This is a genomic window from Methylobacterium sp. C1 (genome assembly GCF_001854385.1).
Lineage (GTDB): Bacteria > Pseudomonadota > Alphaproteobacteria > Rhizobiales > Beijerinckiaceae > Methylobacterium > Methylobacterium radiotolerans.
In genome coordinates this window covers 1,248,359-1,267,351 of sequence record NZ_CP017640.1, presented here as the reverse complement: position 1 = coordinate 1,267,351, position 18,993 = coordinate 1,248,359, and the positions used below count along the sequence as shown (strand labels likewise).

General features: G+C 71.2%; 18 protein-coding genes. 7 read left to right on the top strand and 11 right to left on the bottom strand.

What is annotated here, in order from left to right:
• Nucleotides 1-69 precede the first annotated feature (69 nt).
• Nucleotides 70-2,754, top strand: coding sequence for a type I DNA topoisomerase (gene topA / locus BKE41_RS05940; protein ID WP_024830849.1), 2,685 nt, complete (start codon nt 70-72; stop codon nt 2,752-2,754).
• Nucleotides 2,755-2,929: 175 nt separating this feature from the next.
• Here topA and BKE41_RS05935 read toward each other — a convergent pair whose 3' ends face one another.
• Nucleotides 2,930-3,118, bottom strand: coding sequence for a hypothetical protein (locus tag BKE41_RS05935; protein ID WP_012318006.1), 189 nt, complete (start codon nt 3,116-3,118; stop codon nt 2,930-2,932).
• Nucleotides 3,119-3,489: 371 nt separating this feature from the next.
• Here BKE41_RS05935 and parE point away from each other — a divergent pair, with 371 nt between their 5' ends.
• Nucleotides 3,490-5,550, top strand: coding sequence for a DNA topoisomerase IV subunit B (parE, locus tag BKE41_RS05930; protein WP_059410009.1), 2,061 nt, complete (start codon nt 3,490-3,492; stop codon nt 5,548-5,550).
• A gap of 51 nt (nt 5,551-5,601) precedes the next feature.
• Here the strand turns inward: parE and BKE41_RS05925 are convergent, their stop codons facing one another.
• Both BKE41_RS05925 and BKE41_RS05920 read right to left on the bottom strand, forming a co-directional pair.
• Nucleotides 5,602-6,096 (bottom strand): PRC-barrel domain-containing protein, encoded by a 495-nt coding sequence (locus BKE41_RS05925; RefSeq protein ID WP_012318004.1) that lies wholly within the window; start codon nt 6,094-6,096, stop codon nt 5,602-5,604.
• A gap of 217 nt (nt 6,097-6,313) precedes the next feature.
• Complete coding sequence (locus BKE41_RS05920) at nt 6,314-7,180, bottom strand: porin family protein (RefSeq protein WP_012318003.1); 867 nt, start codon at nt 7,178-7,180, stop codon at nt 6,314-6,316.
• A gap of 447 nt (nt 7,181-7,627) precedes the next feature.
• Between BKE41_RS05920 and BKE41_RS05915 the strand changes: the two genes are divergently transcribed.
• The 3 genes from BKE41_RS05915 to BKE41_RS05905 all read left to right on the top strand — a co-directional run bounded on the left by BKE41_RS05915 (nt 7,628) and on the right by BKE41_RS05905 (nt 10,934).
• A complete protein-coding gene (locus BKE41_RS05915) occupies nt 7,628-8,017 on the top strand; it encodes a hypothetical protein (protein ID WP_059409615.1) in 390 nt (129 codons plus the stop codon).
• A 209-nt stretch (nt 8,018-8,226) separates the two neighbouring features.
• The gene (locus BKE41_RS05910; RefSeq protein WP_070998704.1) at nt 8,227-9,774 is read left to right on the top strand and encodes a DEAD/DEAH box helicase; all 1,548 of its coding nucleotides are present in this window, start codon (nt 8,227-8,229) and stop codon (nt 9,772-9,774) included.
• Between the two features lie 101 nt (nt 9,775-9,875).
• Nucleotides 9,876-10,934, top strand: coding sequence for a GGDEF domain-containing protein (locus BKE41_RS05905; RefSeq protein ID WP_012318000.1), 1,059 nt, complete (start codon nt 9,876-9,878; stop codon nt 10,932-10,934).
• A gap of 45 nt (nt 10,935-10,979) precedes the next feature.
• Here the strand turns inward: BKE41_RS05905 and BKE41_RS05900 are convergent, their stop codons facing one another.
• Both BKE41_RS05900 and BKE41_RS05895 read right to left on the bottom strand, forming a co-directional pair.
• A complete protein-coding gene (locus BKE41_RS05900; RefSeq protein WP_024830854.1) occupies nt 10,980-11,357 on the bottom strand; it encodes an iron-sulfur cluster assembly accessory protein in 378 nt (125 codons plus the stop codon).
• 132 nt (nt 11,358-11,489) lie between these two features.
• Nucleotides 11,490-12,506 (bottom strand): threo-3-hydroxy-L-aspartate ammonia-lyase, encoded by a 1,017-nt coding sequence (locus BKE41_RS05895; RefSeq protein ID WP_012317998.1) that lies wholly within the window; start codon nt 12,504-12,506, stop codon nt 11,490-11,492.
• A 236-nt stretch (nt 12,507-12,742) separates the two neighbouring features.
• Here BKE41_RS05895 and BKE41_RS05890 point away from each other — a divergent pair, with 236 nt between their 5' ends.
• Both BKE41_RS05890 and BKE41_RS05885 read left to right on the top strand, forming a co-directional pair.
• On the top strand, nt 12,743-12,961 hold the full coding sequence (locus BKE41_RS05890) for a hypothetical protein (RefSeq protein ID WP_024830855.1): 219 nt from the start codon (nt 12,743-12,745) through the stop codon (nt 12,959-12,961).
• 168 nt (nt 12,962-13,129) lie between these two features.
• On the top strand, nt 13,130-13,303 hold the full coding sequence (locus tag BKE41_RS05885) for a hypothetical protein (RefSeq protein ID WP_245295903.1): 174 nt from the start codon (nt 13,130-13,132) through the stop codon (nt 13,301-13,303).
• Between the two features lie 54 nt (nt 13,304-13,357).
• Here BKE41_RS05885 and lpdA read toward each other — a convergent pair whose 3' ends face one another.
• Genes lpdA through BKE41_RS05855 form a run of 6 tightly spaced genes read right to left on the bottom strand, consistent with a single transcriptional unit; the run spans nt 13,358 to nt 18,984 of the window.
• A complete protein-coding gene (gene lpdA, locus BKE41_RS05880) occupies nt 13,358-14,797 on the bottom strand; it encodes a dihydrolipoyl dehydrogenase (protein WP_012317996.1) in 1,440 nt (479 codons plus the stop codon).
• A 55-nt stretch (nt 14,798-14,852) separates the two neighbouring features.
• Complete coding sequence (locus BKE41_RS05875) at nt 14,853-15,101, bottom strand: hypothetical protein (protein ID WP_012317995.1); 249 nt, start codon at nt 15,099-15,101, stop codon at nt 14,853-14,855.
• Between the two features lie 45 nt (nt 15,102-15,146).
• Nucleotides 15,147-16,580: a pyruvate dehydrogenase complex dihydrolipoamide acetyltransferase gene (locus tag BKE41_RS05870; protein WP_070998702.1), complete on the bottom strand. Its 1,434-nt coding sequence runs from the start codon at nt 16,578-16,580 to the stop codon at nt 15,147-15,149.
• Between the two features lie 4 nt (nt 16,581-16,584).
• Nucleotides 16,585-17,178 (bottom strand): Uma2 family endonuclease, encoded by a 594-nt coding sequence (locus BKE41_RS05865; RefSeq protein WP_043073252.1) that lies wholly within the window; start codon nt 17,176-17,178, stop codon nt 16,585-16,587.
• Between the two features lie 15 nt (nt 17,179-17,193).
• Nucleotides 17,194-17,481, bottom strand: coding sequence for a DUF5076 domain-containing protein (locus BKE41_RS05860; RefSeq protein ID WP_012317992.1), 288 nt, complete (start codon nt 17,479-17,481; stop codon nt 17,194-17,196).
• Between the two features lie 60 nt (nt 17,482-17,541).
• Complete coding sequence (locus BKE41_RS05855) at nt 17,542-18,984, bottom strand: pyruvate dehydrogenase complex E1 component subunit beta (RefSeq protein WP_012317991.1); 1,443 nt, start codon at nt 18,982-18,984, stop codon at nt 17,542-17,544.
• Between the last annotated feature and the right edge of the window lie 9 nt (nt 18,985-18,993).

Below are 18,993 nucleotides of genomic sequence, written 5' to 3'. Positions count from 1 at the left end.
TACGTCCCACGCGAATCTCGAACAGAATTCGTCCGTCGCGCCCAGGCCCCGTCAGGGGCAGAGGTCTGAATGAAAGTCGTCGTCGTCGAGTCGCCGGCCAAAGCCAAGACGATCAATAAGTATCTCGGCCGCGACTATGAAGTCATCGCCTCCTTCGGGCACATCCGCGACCTGCCGCCCAAGGACGGCTCGGTGGATCCCGAGCAGGATTTCCGCATGGTCTGGGAACTGGCCGACCGCGGGGCGAGCCGGGTCTCCGAGATCGCCAAGGCGGTCAAGGGCGCCGACAAGCTGATCCTCGCCACCGACCCGGATCGCGAGGGCGAGGCGATCTCCTGGCACGTGCTGGAGGCGCTCACCGCCCGCAAGGCGCTCAAGGGCATCCCGGTCGAGCGCGTGACCTTCAACGCCATCACCAAGGCGTCGGTCGAGCAGGCGATGCGCAAGCCGCGCGAGATCGACCAGGCGCTGGTCGACGCCTACCTGGCGCGCCGCGCGCTCGACTACCTCGTCGGCTTCAACCTCTCGCCGGTCCTGTGGCGCAAGCTCCCGGGCGCCCGCTCGGCGGGGCGCGTGCAGTCCGTGGCGCTCCGCCTCGTCGTCGAGCGCGAGATGGAGATCGAGCGGTTCAAGCCGCGCGAGTACTGGACCCTCATCGCCACGCTGACGACCGCGGACGGCGCGACCTTCGAGGCCCGGCTCGTGGGCGCCGACGGCAAGCGCATTCAGCGCCTCGACGTCGGCACGGGCGACGAGGCGGCCGCCTTCAGGCGCGACCTCGAGCTCGCGACCTTCCAGGTGGCGAGCGTCGAGGCCAAGCCCGCCAAGCGCCACCCGCAGCCGCCCTTCACCACCTCGACCCTTCAGCAGGAGGCCTCGCGCAAGCTCGGCATGGCGCCGGCCCAGACCATGCGGGTCGCCCAGCGCCTTTACGAGGGCGTCGACATCGGCGGCGAGACGGTCGGCATCATCACCTACATGCGGACCGACGGCGTCGACATGGCGCCGGAGGCGATCCAGGACGCCCGCCGGGTCATCGGCAAGGAGTTCGGCGACCGCTACGTGCCGGACGTGCCGCGCAAGTACAGCGTCAAGGCCAAGAACGCCCAGGAGGCCCACGAGGCGGTGCGTCCCACCGACATGGGCCGCCTGCCCAAGACGGTGGCGCGCCACCTGGAGCCCGAGCAGGCCCGGCTCTACGAGCTGATCTGGACCCGCACCATGGCGAGCCAGATGGAATCGGCCGAGCTGGAGCGGACCACCGTCGACGTCACCGCCAAGGTCGGGCCGCGGACCATCGACCTGCGCGCCACCGGCCAGGTGGTGAAGTTCGACGGCTTCCTGACCCTCTACCAGGAGGGCAAGGACGACGAGGAGGACGAGGAGAGCCGCCGCCTGCCGCCCATGAAGGCCGGCGACCCCCTCACCCGCGAGCGCATCAGCGCGACCCAGCACTTCACCGAGCCGCCGCCGCGCTACTCCGAGGCGAGCCTCGTGAAGCGCATGGAGGAGCTCGGCATCGGCCGGCCCTCGACCTACGCCGCGGTGCTCCAGACCTTGCGGGACCGCGAGTACGTCAAGATCGAGAAGAAGCGGCTGCAGCCGGAGGACAAGGGGCGGCTCGTCACGGGCTTCCTGGAGAGCTTCTTCCGGCGCTACGTCGAGTACGACTTCACCGCCGGCCTCGAGGAGCAGCTCGACCGGGTCTCCAACGCCGAGATCGACTGGCGGGCGGTGCTGCGCGACTTCTGGCGCGACTTCTCCGCGGCGATCGGCGAGACCAAGGAGCTGCGCGTCGCCGACGTGCTGGAGGCGCTGAACGGCCTTCTCGGGCCGCACATCTTCCCCGACAAGGGCGACGGCTCGAACCCGCGCACCTGCCCGACCTGCGGCTCGGGCCAGCTGTCGCTGAAGCTCGGCAAGTTCGGCGCCTTCATCGGCTGCTCGAACTACCCGGAGTGCAAGTACACCCGCCAGCTCTCGGCCACGGGCATCGACGGCGACGGGGACGGCTCCTCGGCCGAGGGCGGCCAGCCGGGCGTGCGCGTGCTGGGCGACGATCCCGCGACCGGCCTGCCGGTGACGCTCCGCGACGGCCGCTTCGGGCCGTTCCTCCAGCTCGGCGAGGCCTCCACCGAGAAGGGCGCGGAGAAGCCGAAGCGCTCGTCGCTGCCGAAGGGGCTGAGCCCCTCGGACGTGGATCTGAACAAGGCGCTGGCCCTGCTCGCGCTGCCCCGCGAGGTGGCGCGCCACCCCGAGACCGGCGAGCCGATCCTGGCCAATCTCGGCCGGTTCGGGCCCTACGTGCAGCACGGGAAGACCTACGCCAATCTCGGCAAGGACGACGACGTGCTGGAGATCGGGGCCAACCGCGCCATCGACCTGATCGTCGCCAAGGAGCAGGGCGGCGGCCGCGGCCGCCCGGCCGCCGATCCGGGCCGGCCGCTCGGCAAGGACGAGGCCAGCGGCCGAGACCTCGTGGTCAAGGCCGGCAAGTACGGACCCTACGTCACCGACGGCGAGGTCAACGCCACGCTGCCGAAGACGATGAGCGCCGAGGCGCTGACGCTGGACGAGGCGATCGCCCTGGTGAACGCCAAGCGCGCCGCGGGCGGCGGCAAGCCGGCGAAGCGGGGGGCGGCCCGGAAGAGTTCGGCGCGCGCCGCGAGCGGCGACAAGCCGGCGGCGAAGAAGACCGCCACGAAGAAGCCGGCGGCCAAGAAGGCGGCGACCAAGAAATCGAGCTCGGGCTGAGGGGCTCGCGGGCGGGGGCCGGGAGCGGCCGCCCCGTCCTCGCGCGCGGAGCGGGGCGATCCGGGACAGCCCGGGGCCGCCGAGCGTGGCGCGGACCGGTTGCCTCGCTGCGCGCGCGCGGATGTCGGTGGGGGCTCGCCGCCCGCTCAGCGCGCGCCGCGGTCGGCGATCGGGATCAGACCAGGTAGGTGATCGTCGCCGCCAGCGCGGTCGCGAAGGTCGCCAGCGCGAGGGTGGTGGAGTTCATCAGGGCCCGGCCGGGCGGCACGCCGGCCGCGTCGTCGTCGCAGCCGAAGGCGGCGCCAGCCGCGTGCTCGAATCGGATCAGCGTGAGGCGGCGGGCCTCGATCGCGGCGTCGCTCATGGACTGCGGCTCCCTGACCACGGTCAAGATTTATCTCCGCCACTAACGTCGATCGTCCCGTTCTGTTCCGGTCGTCGCCTGTGGAGGCCGGGCCTGCGGGTCACGAGAAAGCCTTAACCCATCGTTGTGCAACGTCGTGATGACGGCCCGGCGCGCACAACCGTGTCCCGGCGCGGCCGCGGCCCTCGCTCGCGGCGGCGCAGCATGCGATGATGCGACCGCTTCGCCGCAGGGCGAACGGCTTTGATGTTTCCGGTTTGTTCCGCTATCATGCGGGGATGAAGGCGCATGCTCCACGACCCGAGACCCGTCCCAAGACCCGTCCGCGCGATTCCGAGCCGGCCGACGCGCCGCGCGCGCGGAGGCCGCGCGTGAGCGACCCGGCGCGGGACCTGTTCGGGCCGGGCGGCAAGGGCGCGGCGGCCCGTCCGCCCGAGCCGCGGCGGCGCCTGGACGCCTCGGCCTCCGTGGCGACGCTCGCGGCCGCCGAGCCCGAGGGCGGCTACACCGCCTCCGACATCGAGGTGCTGGAGGGGCTGGAGCCCGTCCGGCGCCGGCCCGGCATGTATATCGGCGGCACCGACGAGCGGGCGCTGCACCACCTCTTCGCAGAGGTGATCGACAACTCGATGGACGAGGCGGTCGCCGGCCATGCCAGCTTCATCGAGGTGGAACTGGAGGAATCCGGCGCCCTCGTGGTCACCGACAACGGCCGCGGCATCCCGGTCGACCCGCACCCGAAGTTCCCCGGCAAGTCGGCGCTCGAGGTCATCATGACCACGCTGCACGCCGGCGGTAAGTTCGACTCGAAGGTCTACGAGACCTCGGGCGGCCTGCACGGCGTCGGCATCTCGGTGGTGAACGCGCTCTCCGACCTGCTGGAGGTCGAGGTCGCGCGCAACCAGACCCTCTACCGCCAGACCTTCTCGCGCGGTCACGCGCAGGGCGCGTTGGAGCTGGTCGGCCGGGTGCAGAACCGGCGCGGCACCCGGGTCCGTTTCCACCCGGACGCCCAGATCTTCGGCTCGCTGAAGTTCGACCCGCGCCGCCTGTTCAAGATGGCGCGCTCGAAGGCCTACCTGTTCGGCGGCGTCGAGATCCGCTGGCGCTGCGCTCCCGCCCTCCTCGAGGGGCTGGCGGACGTGCCGGCCGAGGCGGTCCACCGCTTCCCCGACGGGCTGCGCGACTATCTGGCCCGGGACATCGACGGCAAGGAGCTCGTCACCGAGGCGATGTTCTCCGGCAAGATCACCAAGCCGGGCTCGCACGGGTCGCTCGAATGGGCGGTGGCCTGGATGGTGGCCGAGGACGGGTTCTCGCACTCCTACTGCAACACCATCCCGACCCCCGAGGGCGGCACCCACGAGGCGGGCCTCCGCGTCGCGCTGCTGCGCGGCCTGCGCGAGCACGCCGAGCGGGTGAACCAGGCCAAGCGCATGACGGCGGTGACCACCGACGACGTCATGGCGACCTGCGCGTCGATGCTCTCGGTGTTCATCCGCGAGCCCGAGTTCCAGGGTCAGACCAAGGACAAGCTCGCCACCGTGGAGGCCCAGCGCATCGTCGAGACGGCGGTGCGCGACGCCTTCGACCACTGGCTCGCCGCCTCTCCGGCCCAGGCCAACAAGCTCCTCGACTGGGTGATCGACCGGGCCGAGGAGCGCCTGCGCCGCCGCCAGGAGAAGGAGGTCGCCCGCAAGAGCGCGACCCGCAAGCTGCGCCTGCCCGGCAAGCTCGCCGACTGCTCGGCGGCCGGCACCGCGGGCTCGGAGATCTTCATCGTCGAGGGCGACTCGGCCGGCGGCTCCGCCAAGCAGGCCCGGGACCGGGCGACCCAGGCGATCCTGCCGCTGCGCGGCAAGATCCTGAACGTCGCCTCGGCCTCGCGCGACAAGCTCGGCGCCAACCAGCTGATCTCGGATCTGACTCTGGCGCTCGGCTGCGGCACCGGCACGGCCTTCCGCGAGACGGACCTGCGCTACGAGAAGGTGATCATCATGACGGACGCCGACGTGGACGGCGCCCACATCGCCTCGCTGCTGATCACGTTCTTCTACCGGCAGATGCCGAGGCTGATCGACCGCGGCCACCTCTACCTCGCGATCCCGCCGCTCTACCGACTGCAGCAGGGCTCGAAGGTGGCCTATGCCCGGGACGACGCGGATCGCGAGCGGATCGTCAAGACGGTGTTCAAGGGCGGCAAGGTCGAGATCGGGCGGTTCAAGGGCCTCGGCGAGATGATGCCGGCCCAGCTCAAGGAGACCACCATGGACCCGAAGAAGCGCACGCTCCTGCGCGTCGCGGTCCTGGACGAGGCCCGGGAATCGACCGGCGACACGGTCGAGCGCCTGATGGGCAACAAGCCCGAGGCGCGCTTCGCCTTCATCAGCGAGCGCGCGGCCTTCGCGGAGGGCGCCGACCTCGACATCTGACGCAGTCCCGGCGCGGTCCCGCCGCGTCGGGCGACGGCCTCCGGTCGCGGCCTAGCGCGGGGCCGCGATCGCCTTGGCCGGGTCGAAGGGCTGGGCCGCCGCCACCGCGTCCTTGCCCATGTTGAGGACCGCCGAGAACCGGTCGCCGCCGGGCCGCAGAACCAGGGCTCCCGGCTCGACCGCGATGAGCTTGCTGCCGAGGCCCAGGAAGCCGCCGACGTCGATCACCACCGCCCTGAGCGTCCCGCCGTCGGTGATCAGCAGATCGTCGATCTTGCCGACGCTGTCGCCGGCGGCGTTGCGCACCGTCACGCCGATCATCTTCGTGGTCAGGAAGCTGACGGGCTTGAGTCCCTGGCGCTTGGCGGCGTCCTCGGCGTTCGCCGCCTCCATCAGCCGCCCCACCCCCTTGCCGTCCGTCGAGGTGCCCGGCCCCGTGCCCGGCAGGATCGTGTCCTTGCCGATCACACTGGCGTCCTGCGCGGAGGCCGGCGCGCCGGCCAGGCCGAGGGCGGCGAGCGACAGGAGAAGGATTCGGCTTCGCATGGCTGATCGCTCCGCGCGCCCGATCCCTGCGTGGAAGGCCCCGTCCGGGTCCCCGTGGGGCGCCGCGGTCTCAATCGCGGGCGGCGCGCCCGGTTCCGGCCTTCCCTGTCGCACCCGGACCGGCCGAACCGCGGCCCCGAAACGCGAGAAGGGCCCGGCCTTGCGGCCGGGCCCTTCCCCTGCGCGGAGCCGGCAGGGCCGGCTCCGGCATACGATCTCAGTACGAGCCGAACTTGTAGTTCAGGCCGGCGCGGACGACGGCGAACTCGGTCTTGGCGGCGGCGCCGTTGAGGTAGGCGATGCCGTTCGGGGGCAGGAGGTTGCCGTAGAACACGCCGCCGGCCGAGTTCTTCTGGCGGTCGAGGCTGACGTACAGGCCTTCGACCTTCAGCGTCACGGCGTTCGAGCGGAAGAAGTTCAGGAACGAGTCGGTCGGCAGGGCGTACTCGATGCCGCCGCCGGCGGCCCAGCCGGTGCGGAAGCTGTCGCGGAAGCGGTTGCCGGCGAAGTTCTGGTCGTCCTGGCCCGAGCCGTAGGCGAAGCCGCCGGTGCCGTACACGAGGGTGCGGTCGAAGGCGTAGCCGAGGCGGCCGCGCACCGTGCCGAAGTAGTCCAGCCCGTTGCCGCTCGTGGCGACGAAGGCGCGCGGGGCGGCGAACGCGATGCCCGGGGCGCCGCCGAAGGCGTAGTTCTGGGTGGCGTTGGCGCGGCGGGCGAAGTCGACGTACTGGGCGTCGGCCTCGAAGCCGATCACGACGCCGGAGCCCGGGGTGAACTGGTAGTTGTAGCCGATCTGGGCGCCGCCCGAGAAGCCGTCGTTGTTGCTGCGGTTGTTGACGCTGACGACGCCGGCGGTGCCGGGCGAGTTGATCAGCGAGCCGCCGGGCAGGGCGTAGTTGGTGGTGTTGCGGCTGTTGGCGTCGAAGCCGTAGCCGGCGTTCACACCGAAGTAGAAGCCGGTCCAGGTGAACACCGGCACCGGCGTGAACACCGGCGGCGGCGCGGCGCGGCGCGGCAGGTCGGCGGCGGACGCCGCGGCGGTCATGCCGGCGAGAACGGTGGATGCGAGGAGAAGCTTCTTCATGGTGGTGTTCGGTCCTGGGGTTAGCTTGAGCCGGCAGCCTTCTAGGCGCTCTCGGATGGCGGGTCTGTCGCTTTCCTGCAACAAGCCTCCTCAGGCTAGGGACATCCCGTCAACGAAAGATGAAGACTAGCCGGCCCGCCGCACAGCAGAGGGCCGGGTCGCGGCCCCGCACGGGGCGCGGACAGTTGCAAAACCCCGGATGACGAGCTGCGTTGCGCGCCGCGCATATTGTCGGAAGCCGGCGTGTTCCGGGCGAGATCGCCCGAGGTCTCTGCAGGGACGGGCGAGGGCGGACGTTTTATTCCGGCACAACTTTGACGAGAGGCCGCCGCCTCGTAAGCGATCGGTTAACCCTGTTGACCGATGGTCCGGGGCTCGCGGGCTCGCCCGCGAGCCCCGTCGCGCCCCGCACCGAACCCGGTCCCCGGCCGGTGGAGAGAACCGTCCATGCAGAGCCCCGACGATCGGAGCCGGACAACCTTCGGCAAGCGCCGGACCGTCGAGACCGCGCCCGGCGCGCAGGCCGGCTCGCAGGCCGGCTCGCAGGTCGGCTCGACTGCCGCGCGGGTCGCGCGCGCCAAGCCGAGCCGGACCGCGGGCCCCCTGCCCTGGGCGCTGCGCGTGGCGGGCTTGGCCGGGATCGTCGCGGTGATCGGCGCCTACCAGCTCGCGCGGCTGAGCCGGCCCGACGCGGCGCTGCCCGGGACCGCCCTCGCGACGGCGGCGCTGCCGCCGATGGCCGAGCCCGAGACGACCGGCGCGCTCGCGGCGCGATCCGCCCGGTCCACCCGTCTGGACCCCTGCGCCGTGCCCGCGGTCGACCGTCTCCGGCCCTGATCGGGGGCCGCTCCCGCGGCCGATCCCCTGTGCGCGGACGCGCGCTGTCGCGATTGCGAGATTGACAAGTCGCGCCAAGGCCCTAACTGACGGGGACGATGCGCCCCGCGGCCCCGGGAGCGTCCGAGCGCCCCGCGCGAGCCTTTCCCAGCCGTTGCCGCGACGGTGTCCTTCGCGCCGGCCGGGCGCGCAACGGTTCCTGAACGCAAATGCCTTTTTCCGACCTGGGACTGAGCGAGAAAGTCCTGAACGCCGTCGAAGCGGCGGGTTACACAGAGCCGACGCCGATCCAGGCCGAGGCGATCCCCCACGTGCTGGCACGCCGCGACGTCCTCGGGATCGCCCAGACCGGAACCGGCAAGACCGCGGCCTTCACGCTCCCGATGCTGACGCTGCTGGAGAACGGCCGCGCCCGCGCCCGGATGCCGCGCACGCTGATCCTGGAGCCGACCCGCGAGCTGGCCGCCCAGGTGGTCGAGAATTTCGACCGCTACGGGACCAACCACAAGCTCAACGTGGCGCTGATCATCGGCGGCGTCTCCTTCGCCGACCAGGACGCCAAGCTGATGCGCGGCACCGACGTGCTGATCGCCACGCCCGGCCGCCTGCTCGACCATTTCGAGCGCGGCAAGCTGCTGCTCACCGGCGTCGAGCTCCTGGTCATCGACGAGGCGGACCGCATGCTCGACATGGGGTTCATCCCCGATATCGAGCGCATCGTGAAGATGGTGCCGTTCACCCGGCAGACCCTGTTCTTCTCGGCCACCATGCCGCCGGAGATCGAGCGGCTCGCCGACATGTTCCTGCACAACCCGCAGCGGGTCGAGGTGGCCCGGCCCGCCTCCACGGCGACCACGATCACGCAGCGCCTCGTCGCCACCGGCGCCGAGGGCCACGCCAAGCGCGAGCGCCTGCGCGGCCTGATCCGCGGCGAGGAGGATCTGAAGAACGGGATCATCTTCTGCAACCGCAAGCGCGACGTCGCGCTGCTGCAGAAGTCCCTGGTCAGCCACGGCTTCGACGCCGCGGCGCTCCACGGCGACATGGACCAGCGCGCCCGCACGACGGCCCTCGACGGCTTCCGCAACGGCGAGACCGCCCTGCTGGTCGCCAGCGACGTGGCGGCGCGCGGCCTCGACATCCCCGCGGTCAGCCACGTCTTCAACTTCGACGTGCCGCATCACCCGGAGGATTACGTCCACCGGATCGGCCGCACCGGCCGCGCCGGCCGGAGCGGCACGGCCTACACGCTGGTCGCCCCCGACGACGCGCGCTCGCTCGGCGCCATCGAGGCGCTGATCGGGCAGCCGATCCCCTGGCTGGACGGCGACCTGACGAGCGTGGCCGACGCGTCCGGCGACACCGGCACGCGCCACCGCGGCCGGTCGAGCGACGGGCGGCGGGGCGGGCGCTCCGCGAAGAGCGGTGGCAGGAGCGGCGACAAGGGCAGCGACAAGGGCGTCGTCGAGAAGAGCACCCGGAGCGCCGGCGAGGCCGCGGAGGTCCGCGAGCGCCCGACCCGGTCGCGCGGCGGCCGCGGCGCGGCGCGCGCGGAGAGCCGCCCGGACGACCGTCCCGAGAGCCGCTCTGAGACCCGCCCCGAGAGCCGTCCGGAGCCGCGCGCGTCGGGCCGCGGCGAGTCCGCGCGCGAGGAGCGCGGGCGCCGGATCGACGCCGACGGGGACACGCCCGTCGGCCTCGGCTCCCACGTTCCGGCATTCCTGCTTCGACCAGTCTTGGCGAAGAAGGATAAGTAACAGACGTCTGTTCGGGCTTAACTGTCCGGCTACCAGGCGGCCGTATATCAAGTCTGGGTGACGGCGCATGCGCGCCGGTCGCCCCGGACCGCGGGATACGGATGAGCCAGGAGACCTATTCGGATCGCGATCGCAGCTTCGCGCTGGCGAAGCGCAGCCACGATCTGATTCGCGACTACGGCCCCTCCGCGACGCCGCGCGCCTACGCCGTCTGGTACGCCTACGTCTCGGGGGAGCTGCCGCTCCTCGCCGACGCCGTGAAGCGCCTCACCACCCAGAATGGCTGCCTCACCGAGGGCGACATCGACGACCTGCACGAGACCTATCTCGACGGGCGCCGCCTCGCGAGCACCACCGACGACGTCAGCCGCGTCGTCCTCAGCGAGATCGCGGCCGTCACCGAGATCCTGGACCTCTCCTTGGGCTCGACGGCGCAGTACAGCGAGTCCCTGCGCGGGGTCGCGCAGGATCTCTCCCAGGGCGTCCCGAGCCGGGCGCGGTTCGGCGAGATCGTCGCGACCCTGGCCGCGACGACCCGGGAGGTCGCCGCCAACAACCGGATCCTCGAAGCCCGCATGCGCGAGACCCGCAGCGAGATCGAGACCCTGCGCGAGAAGCTCGACGCGACCCGGCGCGAGAGCCTGACCGACGCCCTGACGGGGCTGGCGAACCGCAAGCATTTCGAGGAGACGCTGAAGGCGTCCATGGAGACGGCCCGGGCGCGCACGACGCCCATGAGCCTGATCATCCTCGACATCGACTTCTTCAAGCGCTTCAACGACCTGTACGGTCATCTCACGGGCGACCAGGTCCTGCGACTCGTGGCGATCGTGATGCGCGAGAACGCCGGCAAGCAGGCGCAGCTCGCCCGGTTCGGCGGCGAGGAGTTCGGGATCATCCTGCCCGGCGTCGACCGGGCGGTGGCCAAGCAGGTGGCCGAGACGGTGCGCACCAGCGTCATGGGGCGCGAGCTCGTCAAGCGCTCGACCGGCGAGTCGCTCGGCAAGATCACGATCTCCCTGGGTGTCGCGGTGCTGCGCCCGGGCGACACGCCGGCCTCGCTGATGGAGCGGGCCGACCTGTGCATGTTCGCCGCGAAGCGCGCGGGCCGGAACCGCTTCCTGGACGACGCCGCCGAGTCGCTGTCGCAGGTGGCCTGAGGGCGCGGCGCGCCGCCGGCTCGCTGCGCGCCGGGGCGCTCCCGCTCAGACCTGCGCGGGCAGGCGGTCCGCCGAGACCGGCGTGATCGCCACGGATTCCCCGCAGCCGCAGGCCGAGGTCTGGTTCGGATTGTTGAACACGAACTGCGACGCCAGCTTGTTGGTGGTGAAGTCCATCTCGGTGCCGAGCAGGAACAGCACCGCCTTCGGATCGACGAACACGCGCACGCCGCGATCCTCGACCACGTCCTCGCCGGGCTTGGCCGCCTCGGCATACTCCATCGTGTAGGACATCCCGGCGCAGCCGCCGTTCCGGACGCCGACGCGCAGCCCGGCGATCGGCCGGTCGGCCTCCGCCATGATCGCCTTGATCCGATCGGCGGCGCGATCGGTCAGCGAGAGAACCTTGAAACCAGCGGACATCGTCACCCTCCCGCCCATCCGGGTTCAAGGCCCGGGGACGCGCATTCCGACGCGCACAAGATAAGCATTGGCTCGGGGCCGGTCCACCGCGGCGGGGTCACACCGGCCCGGCAATCGGCGCCTGAGGCCGCCTCAGGCCGCCTCGCCGGTCAGCCGCGCGAAGGCCGCGAGATCGACGTTGCCGCCGCTGATCACAACGCCGACGCGCTTGTCCGTCACGTCCACGAGGCCGCTCAGCACCGCCGCTGCCGCGAGGCAGCCGGTCGGCTCGACCACGAGCTTCATCCGGCTGGCGAAGAACCGCATGGTCTCGACGAGCTGCGCGTCGGTGACGGTGAGGATGTCGGACACCTGCGCGCGGATGATCGCGAAGGTCAGGTCGCCCAGCGCCGTCGACTGCGCCCCGTCGGCGATGGTCCGGGGCACCGGGATCGTGACGATCCGGCCCTCGCGGAACGAGCGCTGCCCGTCATTGCCCGCCTCCGGCTCGACGCCGATCACCCGGCAACCCGGCGACAGCGCGGCGGCGGCGAGCGCGCAGCCCGCGAGCTGGCCACCGCCGCCGAGGCAGGCCACCAGCACGTCGAGTGGCCCGACCGTCTCGATCAGCTCCTGCGCCAGCGTCCCCTGCCCGGCGATGACGTCGGGATGGTTGAAGGGCGGGATCAGCGTCAGGCCGCGGGCCTCGGCGATCTCGCGGCCGAGGGCCTCGCGATCCTGGGTGTAGCGGTCGTACAGGACCACCTCGGCGCCGTAGCCGCGGGTGGCGGCGATCTTCGCCGCGGGGGCGTCGCCCGGCATGACGATGGTGGCGGGCGCGCCGAGCAGCCGGCTCGCGAGGGCGATCGCCTGGGCATGGTTGCCCGAGGAGTAGGTGATCACTCCGCGTGTGCGGGCCGCCTCCGGCAGGGCGCTGATCGCGTTGTAGGCGCCGCGGAACTTGAAGGCGCCGGCCCGCTGCAGGTTCTCCGCCTTGAAGAACAGGCGGCCGCCGGTCATCGCGTCCGCCGTGCGCGAGGTCAGGACCGGGGTGCGGTGCGCGGCCCCGGCGATCCGCTCCGCGGCGCGGGCCACGTCGGCGAAGGTGGGGAGGCCGCCGGCGGTCCCGCCGGGTTCGCCCTGTTGGGTGTCGTGCGTCGTCGCCTGCATCGTCGCCTGCATCCCATCCGCCCGGGCCGCGCCCGAAGAAGCGGGGGCGCGGCAGCCTCTCATACGGGCGTTTCGGCCCGCATGCATCCGGCCGATCCACATGCGCAAGCGGAGCCATTCGCCGACTCGCCGCTTATACCCAGCGACAACTTGGCAGGAACGCTGGGGGGCGGCATCGCCATGGCCATCGAGACCACGTGCGGACCCGTACCGCGGCCACGCGACGGAGGCACGCCGTGAGCGCCCTGGACCGCGCGTCGGGCGACGCGGCGACCGAGGTCACCTTCCGGGGGCGCGGGCTGGCGCTGCGCACCGGCTCGCGGCTGATCCTGCTCGTCTGCCCGCTCTGCTCCCAGCGCAACGCGCAGCGCGGCGCGGAGCGCGGGATCTGCCAGTGGTGCGCCTACGTGCCGTCCCCGGACCAAGCCGAGCCCGTGGAGCGCGGGCATAGCTGAGGTTCGGGATCGCCTCTGACGCCTCGAAGCGGCCTCAGATCCATGATCTAGGATTGTGTTTCGACTAAGTACTATCTTCGGTTGCATAATCGGGCGCGCCTCGCCAGACTCCCGACGGGGGCCTGATTTGGAGCGCGCATGCAACCGTCCGAATGCTGCATCTTTCGGATGACCATCGCCTCCGTGATCGGCAGCTGCATCACGCTCCTGCTCGTCCGGGGGCTCGATCCGTTCGTCGCCCTGCTGCTGATCCCGATCGGCGGCAGCGCAGCGACGGTTCTGGTGATCCTGCTGTTCCAGGCCGTGAGCCTGACGCTCGCGGCGCGGTCCCGCCCGCACTGACCGCTCGGCGGCGCGCGGGTCCACGTCCGACCCGCGCGCCCCGTCGGCCGCCGATCAGGTGTGGATCACCTTGCCGTAGGCGTCGAGCACGCTCTCGTGCATCATCTCGCTGAGCGTCGGGTGCGGAAACACCGTGTGCATCAGCTCCTCCTCGGTGCTCTCGAGGTTCATCGCCACGACGTAGCCCTGGATCAGCTCGGTCACCTCGGCGCCGACCATGTGGGCGCCGAGCAGCTGGCCGGTCTTGGCGTCGAACACGGTCTTGATCAGCCCGTCCGGCTCGCCGAGCGCGATCGCCTTGCCGTTGCCCGCGAAGGGGAACCGGCCGACCTTCACCGAGAAGCCCTGCTCCTTGGCCTTGGCCTCGGTCAGCCCGACGCTGGCGATCTGCGGCTGGCAGTAGGTGCAGCCCGGGATCTTGGCCTTGTCCATCGGGTGGGTGTGCAGGCCCTTGATGGTCTCGATGCAGATGACGCCCTCGTGCTCGGCCTTGTGGGCGAGCATCGGCGGGCCGGCGACGTCGCCGATCGCGTAGAGGCCGGGCACGTTGGTGCGGCCGAGCCCGTCCGTCACCACGATCCCGCGGTCGATCTTCACGCCGAGCTTCTCGAGGCCGATATTCTCGATGTTGCCGACGACGCCCACCGCCGAGATGAGCTTCTCGGCCGTGATCTGCTGGCTCTTGCCGTCGCCGCCCTCGACGGTGGCGGTGACGGAGTTCGCGCCCTTCTCGACCTTCGTGACCTTGGCGCCGGTGAGGATCTTGATCCCCTGCTTCTCGAAGCGCTTGCGCGCGAGGCCTGCGATCTCGGCATCCTCGACGGGCAGGATCTGCGGCAGCAGCTCCACCACGGTCACCTCGGCGCCCATGGTGCGGTAGAACGAGGCGAACTCGATGCCGATGGCGCCCGAGCCCATCACCAGCAGGCTCTTGGGCATCGTCTCGGGGACCATGGCCTCGTAGTAGGTCCAGATCAGCTTCTTGTCGGGCTCGATCCCGGGGATGGCGCGGGGGCGCGCGCCGGTCGCCACGATGATATGCTTGGCCTGGTAGGTGCCGGCGCCCTTGGCGCCCTTCGGCGGCTCGGCGCGCTTGGTCTCCTTCACGGTGACCTGGCCGGGCTGGTTGCCCTGCGCGACGCTGTCGACCGCGGCCTCACCCCAGATCACGTCGACCTTGTTCTTCTTGAGCAGCATGCCGACGCCGCCGTTGAGCCGGCCCGAGACGCCGCGGGAGCGCTTCACGATCGCCGCGGTGTCGAACCCGACCTTCTCCGCGGTCAGCCCGTAATCGCCGGCGTGCTGGAAATAATGAAAAATCTCGGCCGAGCGGAGCAGGGCCTTGGTGGGGATGCAGCCCCAGTTCAGGCAGATGCCGCCCAGGTGCTCGCGATCGACCACGGCGGTCTTGAAGCCGAGCTGCGCCGCGCGGATCGCCGTGACGTAGCCGCCGGGCCCGGCGCCGATGATGAGGACGTCGTAGGTGTCGGACATCGTGTCTCAGCTCTCCGCTGTGGGGCGCGCGACCGCACCGTCTTTGAGGAGGCGATCAGGGCGAGGTCTCCAGCGCGCTCAGCCGCTGCTCCATGGCCTTGATCGTCTTCTTGATCGACTGAAGATCCGCCTTCGCCTGCGTGCCGAGGCCGGTCTCGTAGGCGACGTAAATCTCCAGTTCTTCCAGCTTCTCGGTATGACCCGTCAGGGTTGTCTTGATCGCTGCGACATCGCGCTTCACCTCGGCGATGTCGCTCTGCATCCGCTGTAGGACTGGCAGGACCAGATCGGTAACTTCCGACAAGCGACTCTCCTTTGATCGCTCAGGCGATCATAGCAGAGTCGCTCCTCACACCAGCATGCCCATCGGGTTCTCGATCAGCCCCTTGAAGGCCGAGACCAGCTCCGCGCCGAGCGCCCCGTCGAGCACCCGGTGGTCGCACGACAGGGTGCAGGTCATCACCTGGACCACGGCCGGCGCCCCGTCCTTCACGACGACGCGCTTCTCGCCCGCGCCCACCGCCAGGATGCTCGATTGCGGCGGGTTGATCACCGCGGTGAAGTGCTTGATGCCGAACATGCCGAGGTTCGACACCGAGGTGACGCCGCCCTGGTACTCCTCGGGCTTCAGCTTCTTGGCGCGGGCGCGGGCCGCGAAGTCCTTCATCTCGTTGGAGATGGTCGAGAGCGTCTTCTCGTCCGCCCGGCGGATCACCGGGGTGAACAGCCCGCCGTCGATCGCCACCGCGACGCCGACCTCGGCGTGCTTGAAGCGCAGGATCCGGTCCTCGGCCCAGACCGCGTTGGCGGCGGGCACGCGGGTGAGTGCCAAGCCCATCGCCTTGATGACGAAGTCGTTCACCGAGAGCTTGAAGGCGGGCTTGCCGTCCTTGTCCTTGCCGGCGGAGCCGTTCAGCGTCTCGCGCAGCTTCATCAGCGCGTCGAGCTCGCAATCCACCGTCAGGTAGAAGTGCGGGGCGACCTGCATCGCCTCGGTGAGGCGCTTGGCGATGGTCTTGCGCATGCCGTCGAGGGGGACTTCCTCGTAGGCGTCCTTGGCGAAGAAGCCCTTGACCTGATCGGTCGTGAGCCCGGCCGGCGCCCCGCCCGCGGGGGCGGTCTTCGGGGCCGGGGCTGCCGCCTTCGGCGCCTCGGCGGCGGGCTGCGCGGCGGCGGGCGCCTGGGTGGCGCCGGAAGCCTTCGCGGCCTGCACGTCGCGGGCGATGATGCGGCCGTGCGGCCCGCTGCCCCGGACGGCGCCGAGATCCACGCCCTCCTGCTTGGCGATCCGCCGGGCGAGCGGCGAGGCGAAGACCCGGCCGCCCGAGCCGGCCTGCGCGCCGGCCTGCGGGGCGCCGCCGGGCTGCGCGCCCTCGGGCGCCGCGTTCACCCGCTCGTACGCCATGTGGCCGCCGCCGGGCGTCGTGTTCTGCCCGGCCGCCGAGGCGTCGGCCTTCGGCTCGGGCTTGGATTCCGCCTTGGCCTCGCCGTTCGAGGCGGCCTTCGGCGCGCCGCCGGCCTGCACGCTCGAGGGGTCCTCGCCCTCGCCGGCGATGATGGCGATCAGGTCGTTGACCGGAACGTCCGCGGTGCCCTCGGGCACGAGGATCTTGGCGAGCACGCCCTCGTCGATGGCCTCCACCTCCATGGTGGCCTTGTCGGTCTCGATCTCGGCCAGCACGTCGCCGGACTTGATCGGGTCGCCCTCCTTCTTCAGCCACTTGGCGAGGTTGCCCTTCTCCATGGTCGGGGAGAGCGCGGGCATCAGCACGTTGATCGGCATGGCATCAGGTCTCGGGCAAGGCCGGGGCGGCCGGATCGTCGAAGGGGAAGAGGTCGTCGAAGGGGAACGGGACGGCGTCGAAGGGCGGCAGGGCCACGGTCTCGCCGCGCTGGATCGTGGCGAGGAGCACCCAGCGCCCGTCCGCGGGGGCGAAGCCTTCCAGCACGCCGGCCGCCGGGTCCAGCAGCCAGAGGTGGTCGACGCCGGACCCGGCGTAGATCCGGCGCTTCGGCCCGCGATCGAGGCGAATCGTCGACGGCGAGAGGATCTCGCAGACCCAATCCGGAGGCGTCTCGATGAAGGCATCCTCGGGTTCGGTCGGCATCCGCTCGCGGCGCCAGCCCGCAAGATCGGGCACGACCACCTGGGATCCGAGGTGAAGCTCAGGCTCGGTGATGGAGACCCATCCGCCGGGACCACCACGGCCGCGTGCGAACGGCCGATCCAGCTCTCCCGACAGGCGGGCCGCGGCGATGCCGTGCCGGGGTCGCGGCCGCGGATACGTCTCCAGCACCCCGTCGATGATCTCGGCGACGCGATGCTCCGGGACTGCCTCCAGATCCGCGTAGGTCGCCTGCCGGACAGCCGCCTCAGCCATGGTCGGCCGCCATCGTCAGTTGAGGCCGCCGGGGTCGAGCCCCTCGGCCTCCCAGCCCGCGCGGATGCGCTCCAGCGCCTCCTCCTCCGACATGTCGGTCTCCAGCGCGTAGGCGCGGGCCGCCTGCCGGGCGAGGTCGATCAGCAGCCGGCCCCAGGTCGCCGGGTCGTCGAAGGAGCGGCGGAGCGCGACGCTCACCGCGCCGTCCACCACGGCCGCGCGCAGAACCTCGATACCGCCCTGCTCCAGGGCGTCGGGCGGGATGGCGAGTTCGGCGAAGTCGCTGCTGGGATCCTGGCTCATGGCGCGCCGGCTGTTCCTCGGTCCTGGCCGGGGCGGGCGACGGCGTCGCCCGCGCGCCGGTCACTTGTAGCAGACGCTCTTTGCGGCCTCGACGACCTCCGCCACCGTCGGCAGGGCCAGCTTCTCGAGGTTGGCCGCGTAGGGCATCGGCACGTCCTTGCCGGTGATCCGCAGGACCGGGGCGTCGAGGTAATCGAAGGCGTCGACCATCAGGCGGGCCACGATCTCGGCGCCGACGCCGGATTGCGGGAAGCCCTCCTCCACGGTGATGCAGCGGCCGGTCTTCTTGACCGACGCGACCACCGTCTCGGTGTCCATCGGCCGGATGGTGCGCAGGTCGATCACCTCGGCCTCGATGCCCTGCTCGGCGAGGGCCTGCGCGGCCTTGAGGGCGTAGGTCATGCCGATCGCGAAGGACACGATGGTCACGTCGCTGCCGGTGCGGTGGATCTTCGCCTTGCCGATCGGCAGCACGAAGTCGTCGAGCTGCGGCACCGGGAAGGACTGCCCGTACAGGATCTCGTTCTCGAGGAAGATGATCGGGTTCGGGTCGCGGATCGCGGCCTTCAGCAGGCCCTTGGCGTCGGACGCCGTGTAGGGCGCGATCACCTTGAGGCCCGGCACGTTGGAGTACCACGCGGCGTAGTCGTGGCTGTGCTGGGCGGCGACGCGGGCGGCGGCGCCGTTCGGGCCGCGGAACACGATCGGGCAGCCGAGCTGACCGCCGGACATGTACAGGGTCTTGGCCGCCGAGTTGATGATGTGGTCGATCGCCTGCATGGCGAAGTTGAAGGTCATGAACTCGACGATCGGCTTCAGGCCGGCCAGCGCCGCGCCGACGCCGATGCCCGCGAAGCCGTGCTCGGTGATCGGGGTGTCGACCACCCGCTTCGGCCCGAATTCCTGCAGCAGGTTCTGGGTGACCTTGTAGGCGCCCTGGTACTCGGCGACCTCCTCGCCCATGACGAAGACGTCGCCGTCGCGGCGCATCTCCTCGGCCATGGCGTCGCGCAGGGCCTCGCGGACGGTCTGCGTGACCATCGGCGTGTCGGCCGGGAACTCCTCCATCACCGGCTCCTGGGCCTTGTTGGTGATGACGGCGGGCGCGGCCGGCGCCTTCGGGGCGTCGTCGCCGGTCTTGGCCGCGGGAGCCGGTCTGTCGGCCATGCCCTCGGCCTGCATGTCGGGGGCCGGGGCGGGTTGCCCGCCCGCGCCGTTGGGCTTGGCGCCGCCGCCGGACTGGACGCTCGCCGGGTCCTCGCCCTCGCCGGCGATGACGGCGATCGGCGTGTTCACCGCGACGCCCTCGGTGCCCTCGGCGATCAGGATCTTGGCGAGGACGCCCTCGTCGATGGCCTCCACCTCCATGGTGGCCTTGTCGGTCTCGATCTCGGCCAGCACGTCGCCGGACTTGATCGGGTCGCCCTCCTTCTTCAGCCACTTGGCGAGCTTGCCCTCCTCCATGGTGGGCGAGAGGGCGGGCATCAGGATGTCGGTCGCCATGCTCAGCTC

What these genes read in the sequence shown, in the direction of transcription:
- topA (WP_024830849.1), top strand. Translation starts at nt 70, where the DNA reads ATGAAAGTCGTCGTCGTCGAGTCGCCGGCCAAAGCCAAGACGATCAAT.
- BKE41_RS05935 (WP_012318006.1), bottom strand. Translation starts at nt 3,118, where the DNA reads ATGAGCGACGCCGCGATCGAGGCCCGCCGCCTCACGCTGATCCGATTC.
- BKE41_RS05925 (WP_012318004.1), bottom strand. Translation starts at nt 6,096, where the DNA reads ATGCGAAGCCGAATCCTTCTCCTGTCGCTCGCCGCCCTCGGCCTGGCC.
- BKE41_RS05920 (WP_012318003.1), bottom strand. Translation starts at nt 7,180, where the DNA reads ATGAAGAAGCTTCTCCTCGCATCCACCGTTCTCGCCGGCATGACCGCC.
- BKE41_RS05915 (WP_059409615.1), top strand. Translation starts at nt 7,628, where the DNA reads ATGCAGAGCCCCGACGATCGGAGCCGGACAACCTTCGGCAAGCGCCGG.
- BKE41_RS05910 (WP_070998704.1), top strand. Translation starts at nt 8,227, where the DNA reads ATGCCTTTTTCCGACCTGGGACTGAGCGAGAAAGTCCTGAACGCCGTC.
- BKE41_RS05905 (WP_012318000.1), top strand. Translation starts at nt 9,876, where the DNA reads ATGAGCCAGGAGACCTATTCGGATCGCGATCGCAGCTTCGCGCTGGCG.
- BKE41_RS05900 (WP_024830854.1), bottom strand. Translation starts at nt 11,357, where the DNA reads ATGTCCGCTGGTTTCAAGGTTCTCTCGCTGACCGATCGCGCCGCCGAT.
- BKE41_RS05895 (WP_012317998.1), bottom strand. Translation starts at nt 12,506, where the DNA reads ATGCAGGCGACGACGCACGACACCCAACAGGGCGAACCCGGCGGGACC.
- BKE41_RS05885 (WP_245295903.1), top strand. Translation starts at nt 13,130, where the DNA reads ATGACCATCGCCTCCGTGATCGGCAGCTGCATCACGCTCCTGCTCGTC.
- lpdA (WP_012317996.1), bottom strand. Translation starts at nt 14,797, where the DNA reads ATGTCCGACACCTACGACGTCCTCATCATCGGCGCCGGGCCCGGCGGC.
- BKE41_RS05870 (WP_070998702.1), bottom strand. Translation starts at nt 16,580, where the DNA reads ATGCCGATCAACGTGCTGATGCCCGCGCTCTCCCCGACCATGGAGAAG.
- BKE41_RS05865 (WP_043073252.1), bottom strand. Translation starts at nt 17,178, where the DNA reads ATGGCTGAGGCGGCTGTCCGGCAGGCGACCTACGCGGATCTGGAGGCA.
- BKE41_RS05860 (WP_012317992.1), bottom strand. Translation starts at nt 17,481, where the DNA reads ATGAGCCAGGATCCCAGCAGCGACTTCGCCGAACTCGCCATCCCGCCC.
- BKE41_RS05855 (WP_012317991.1), bottom strand. Translation starts at nt 18,984, where the DNA reads ATGGCGACCGACATCCTGATGCCCGCCCTCTCGCCCACCATGGAGGAG.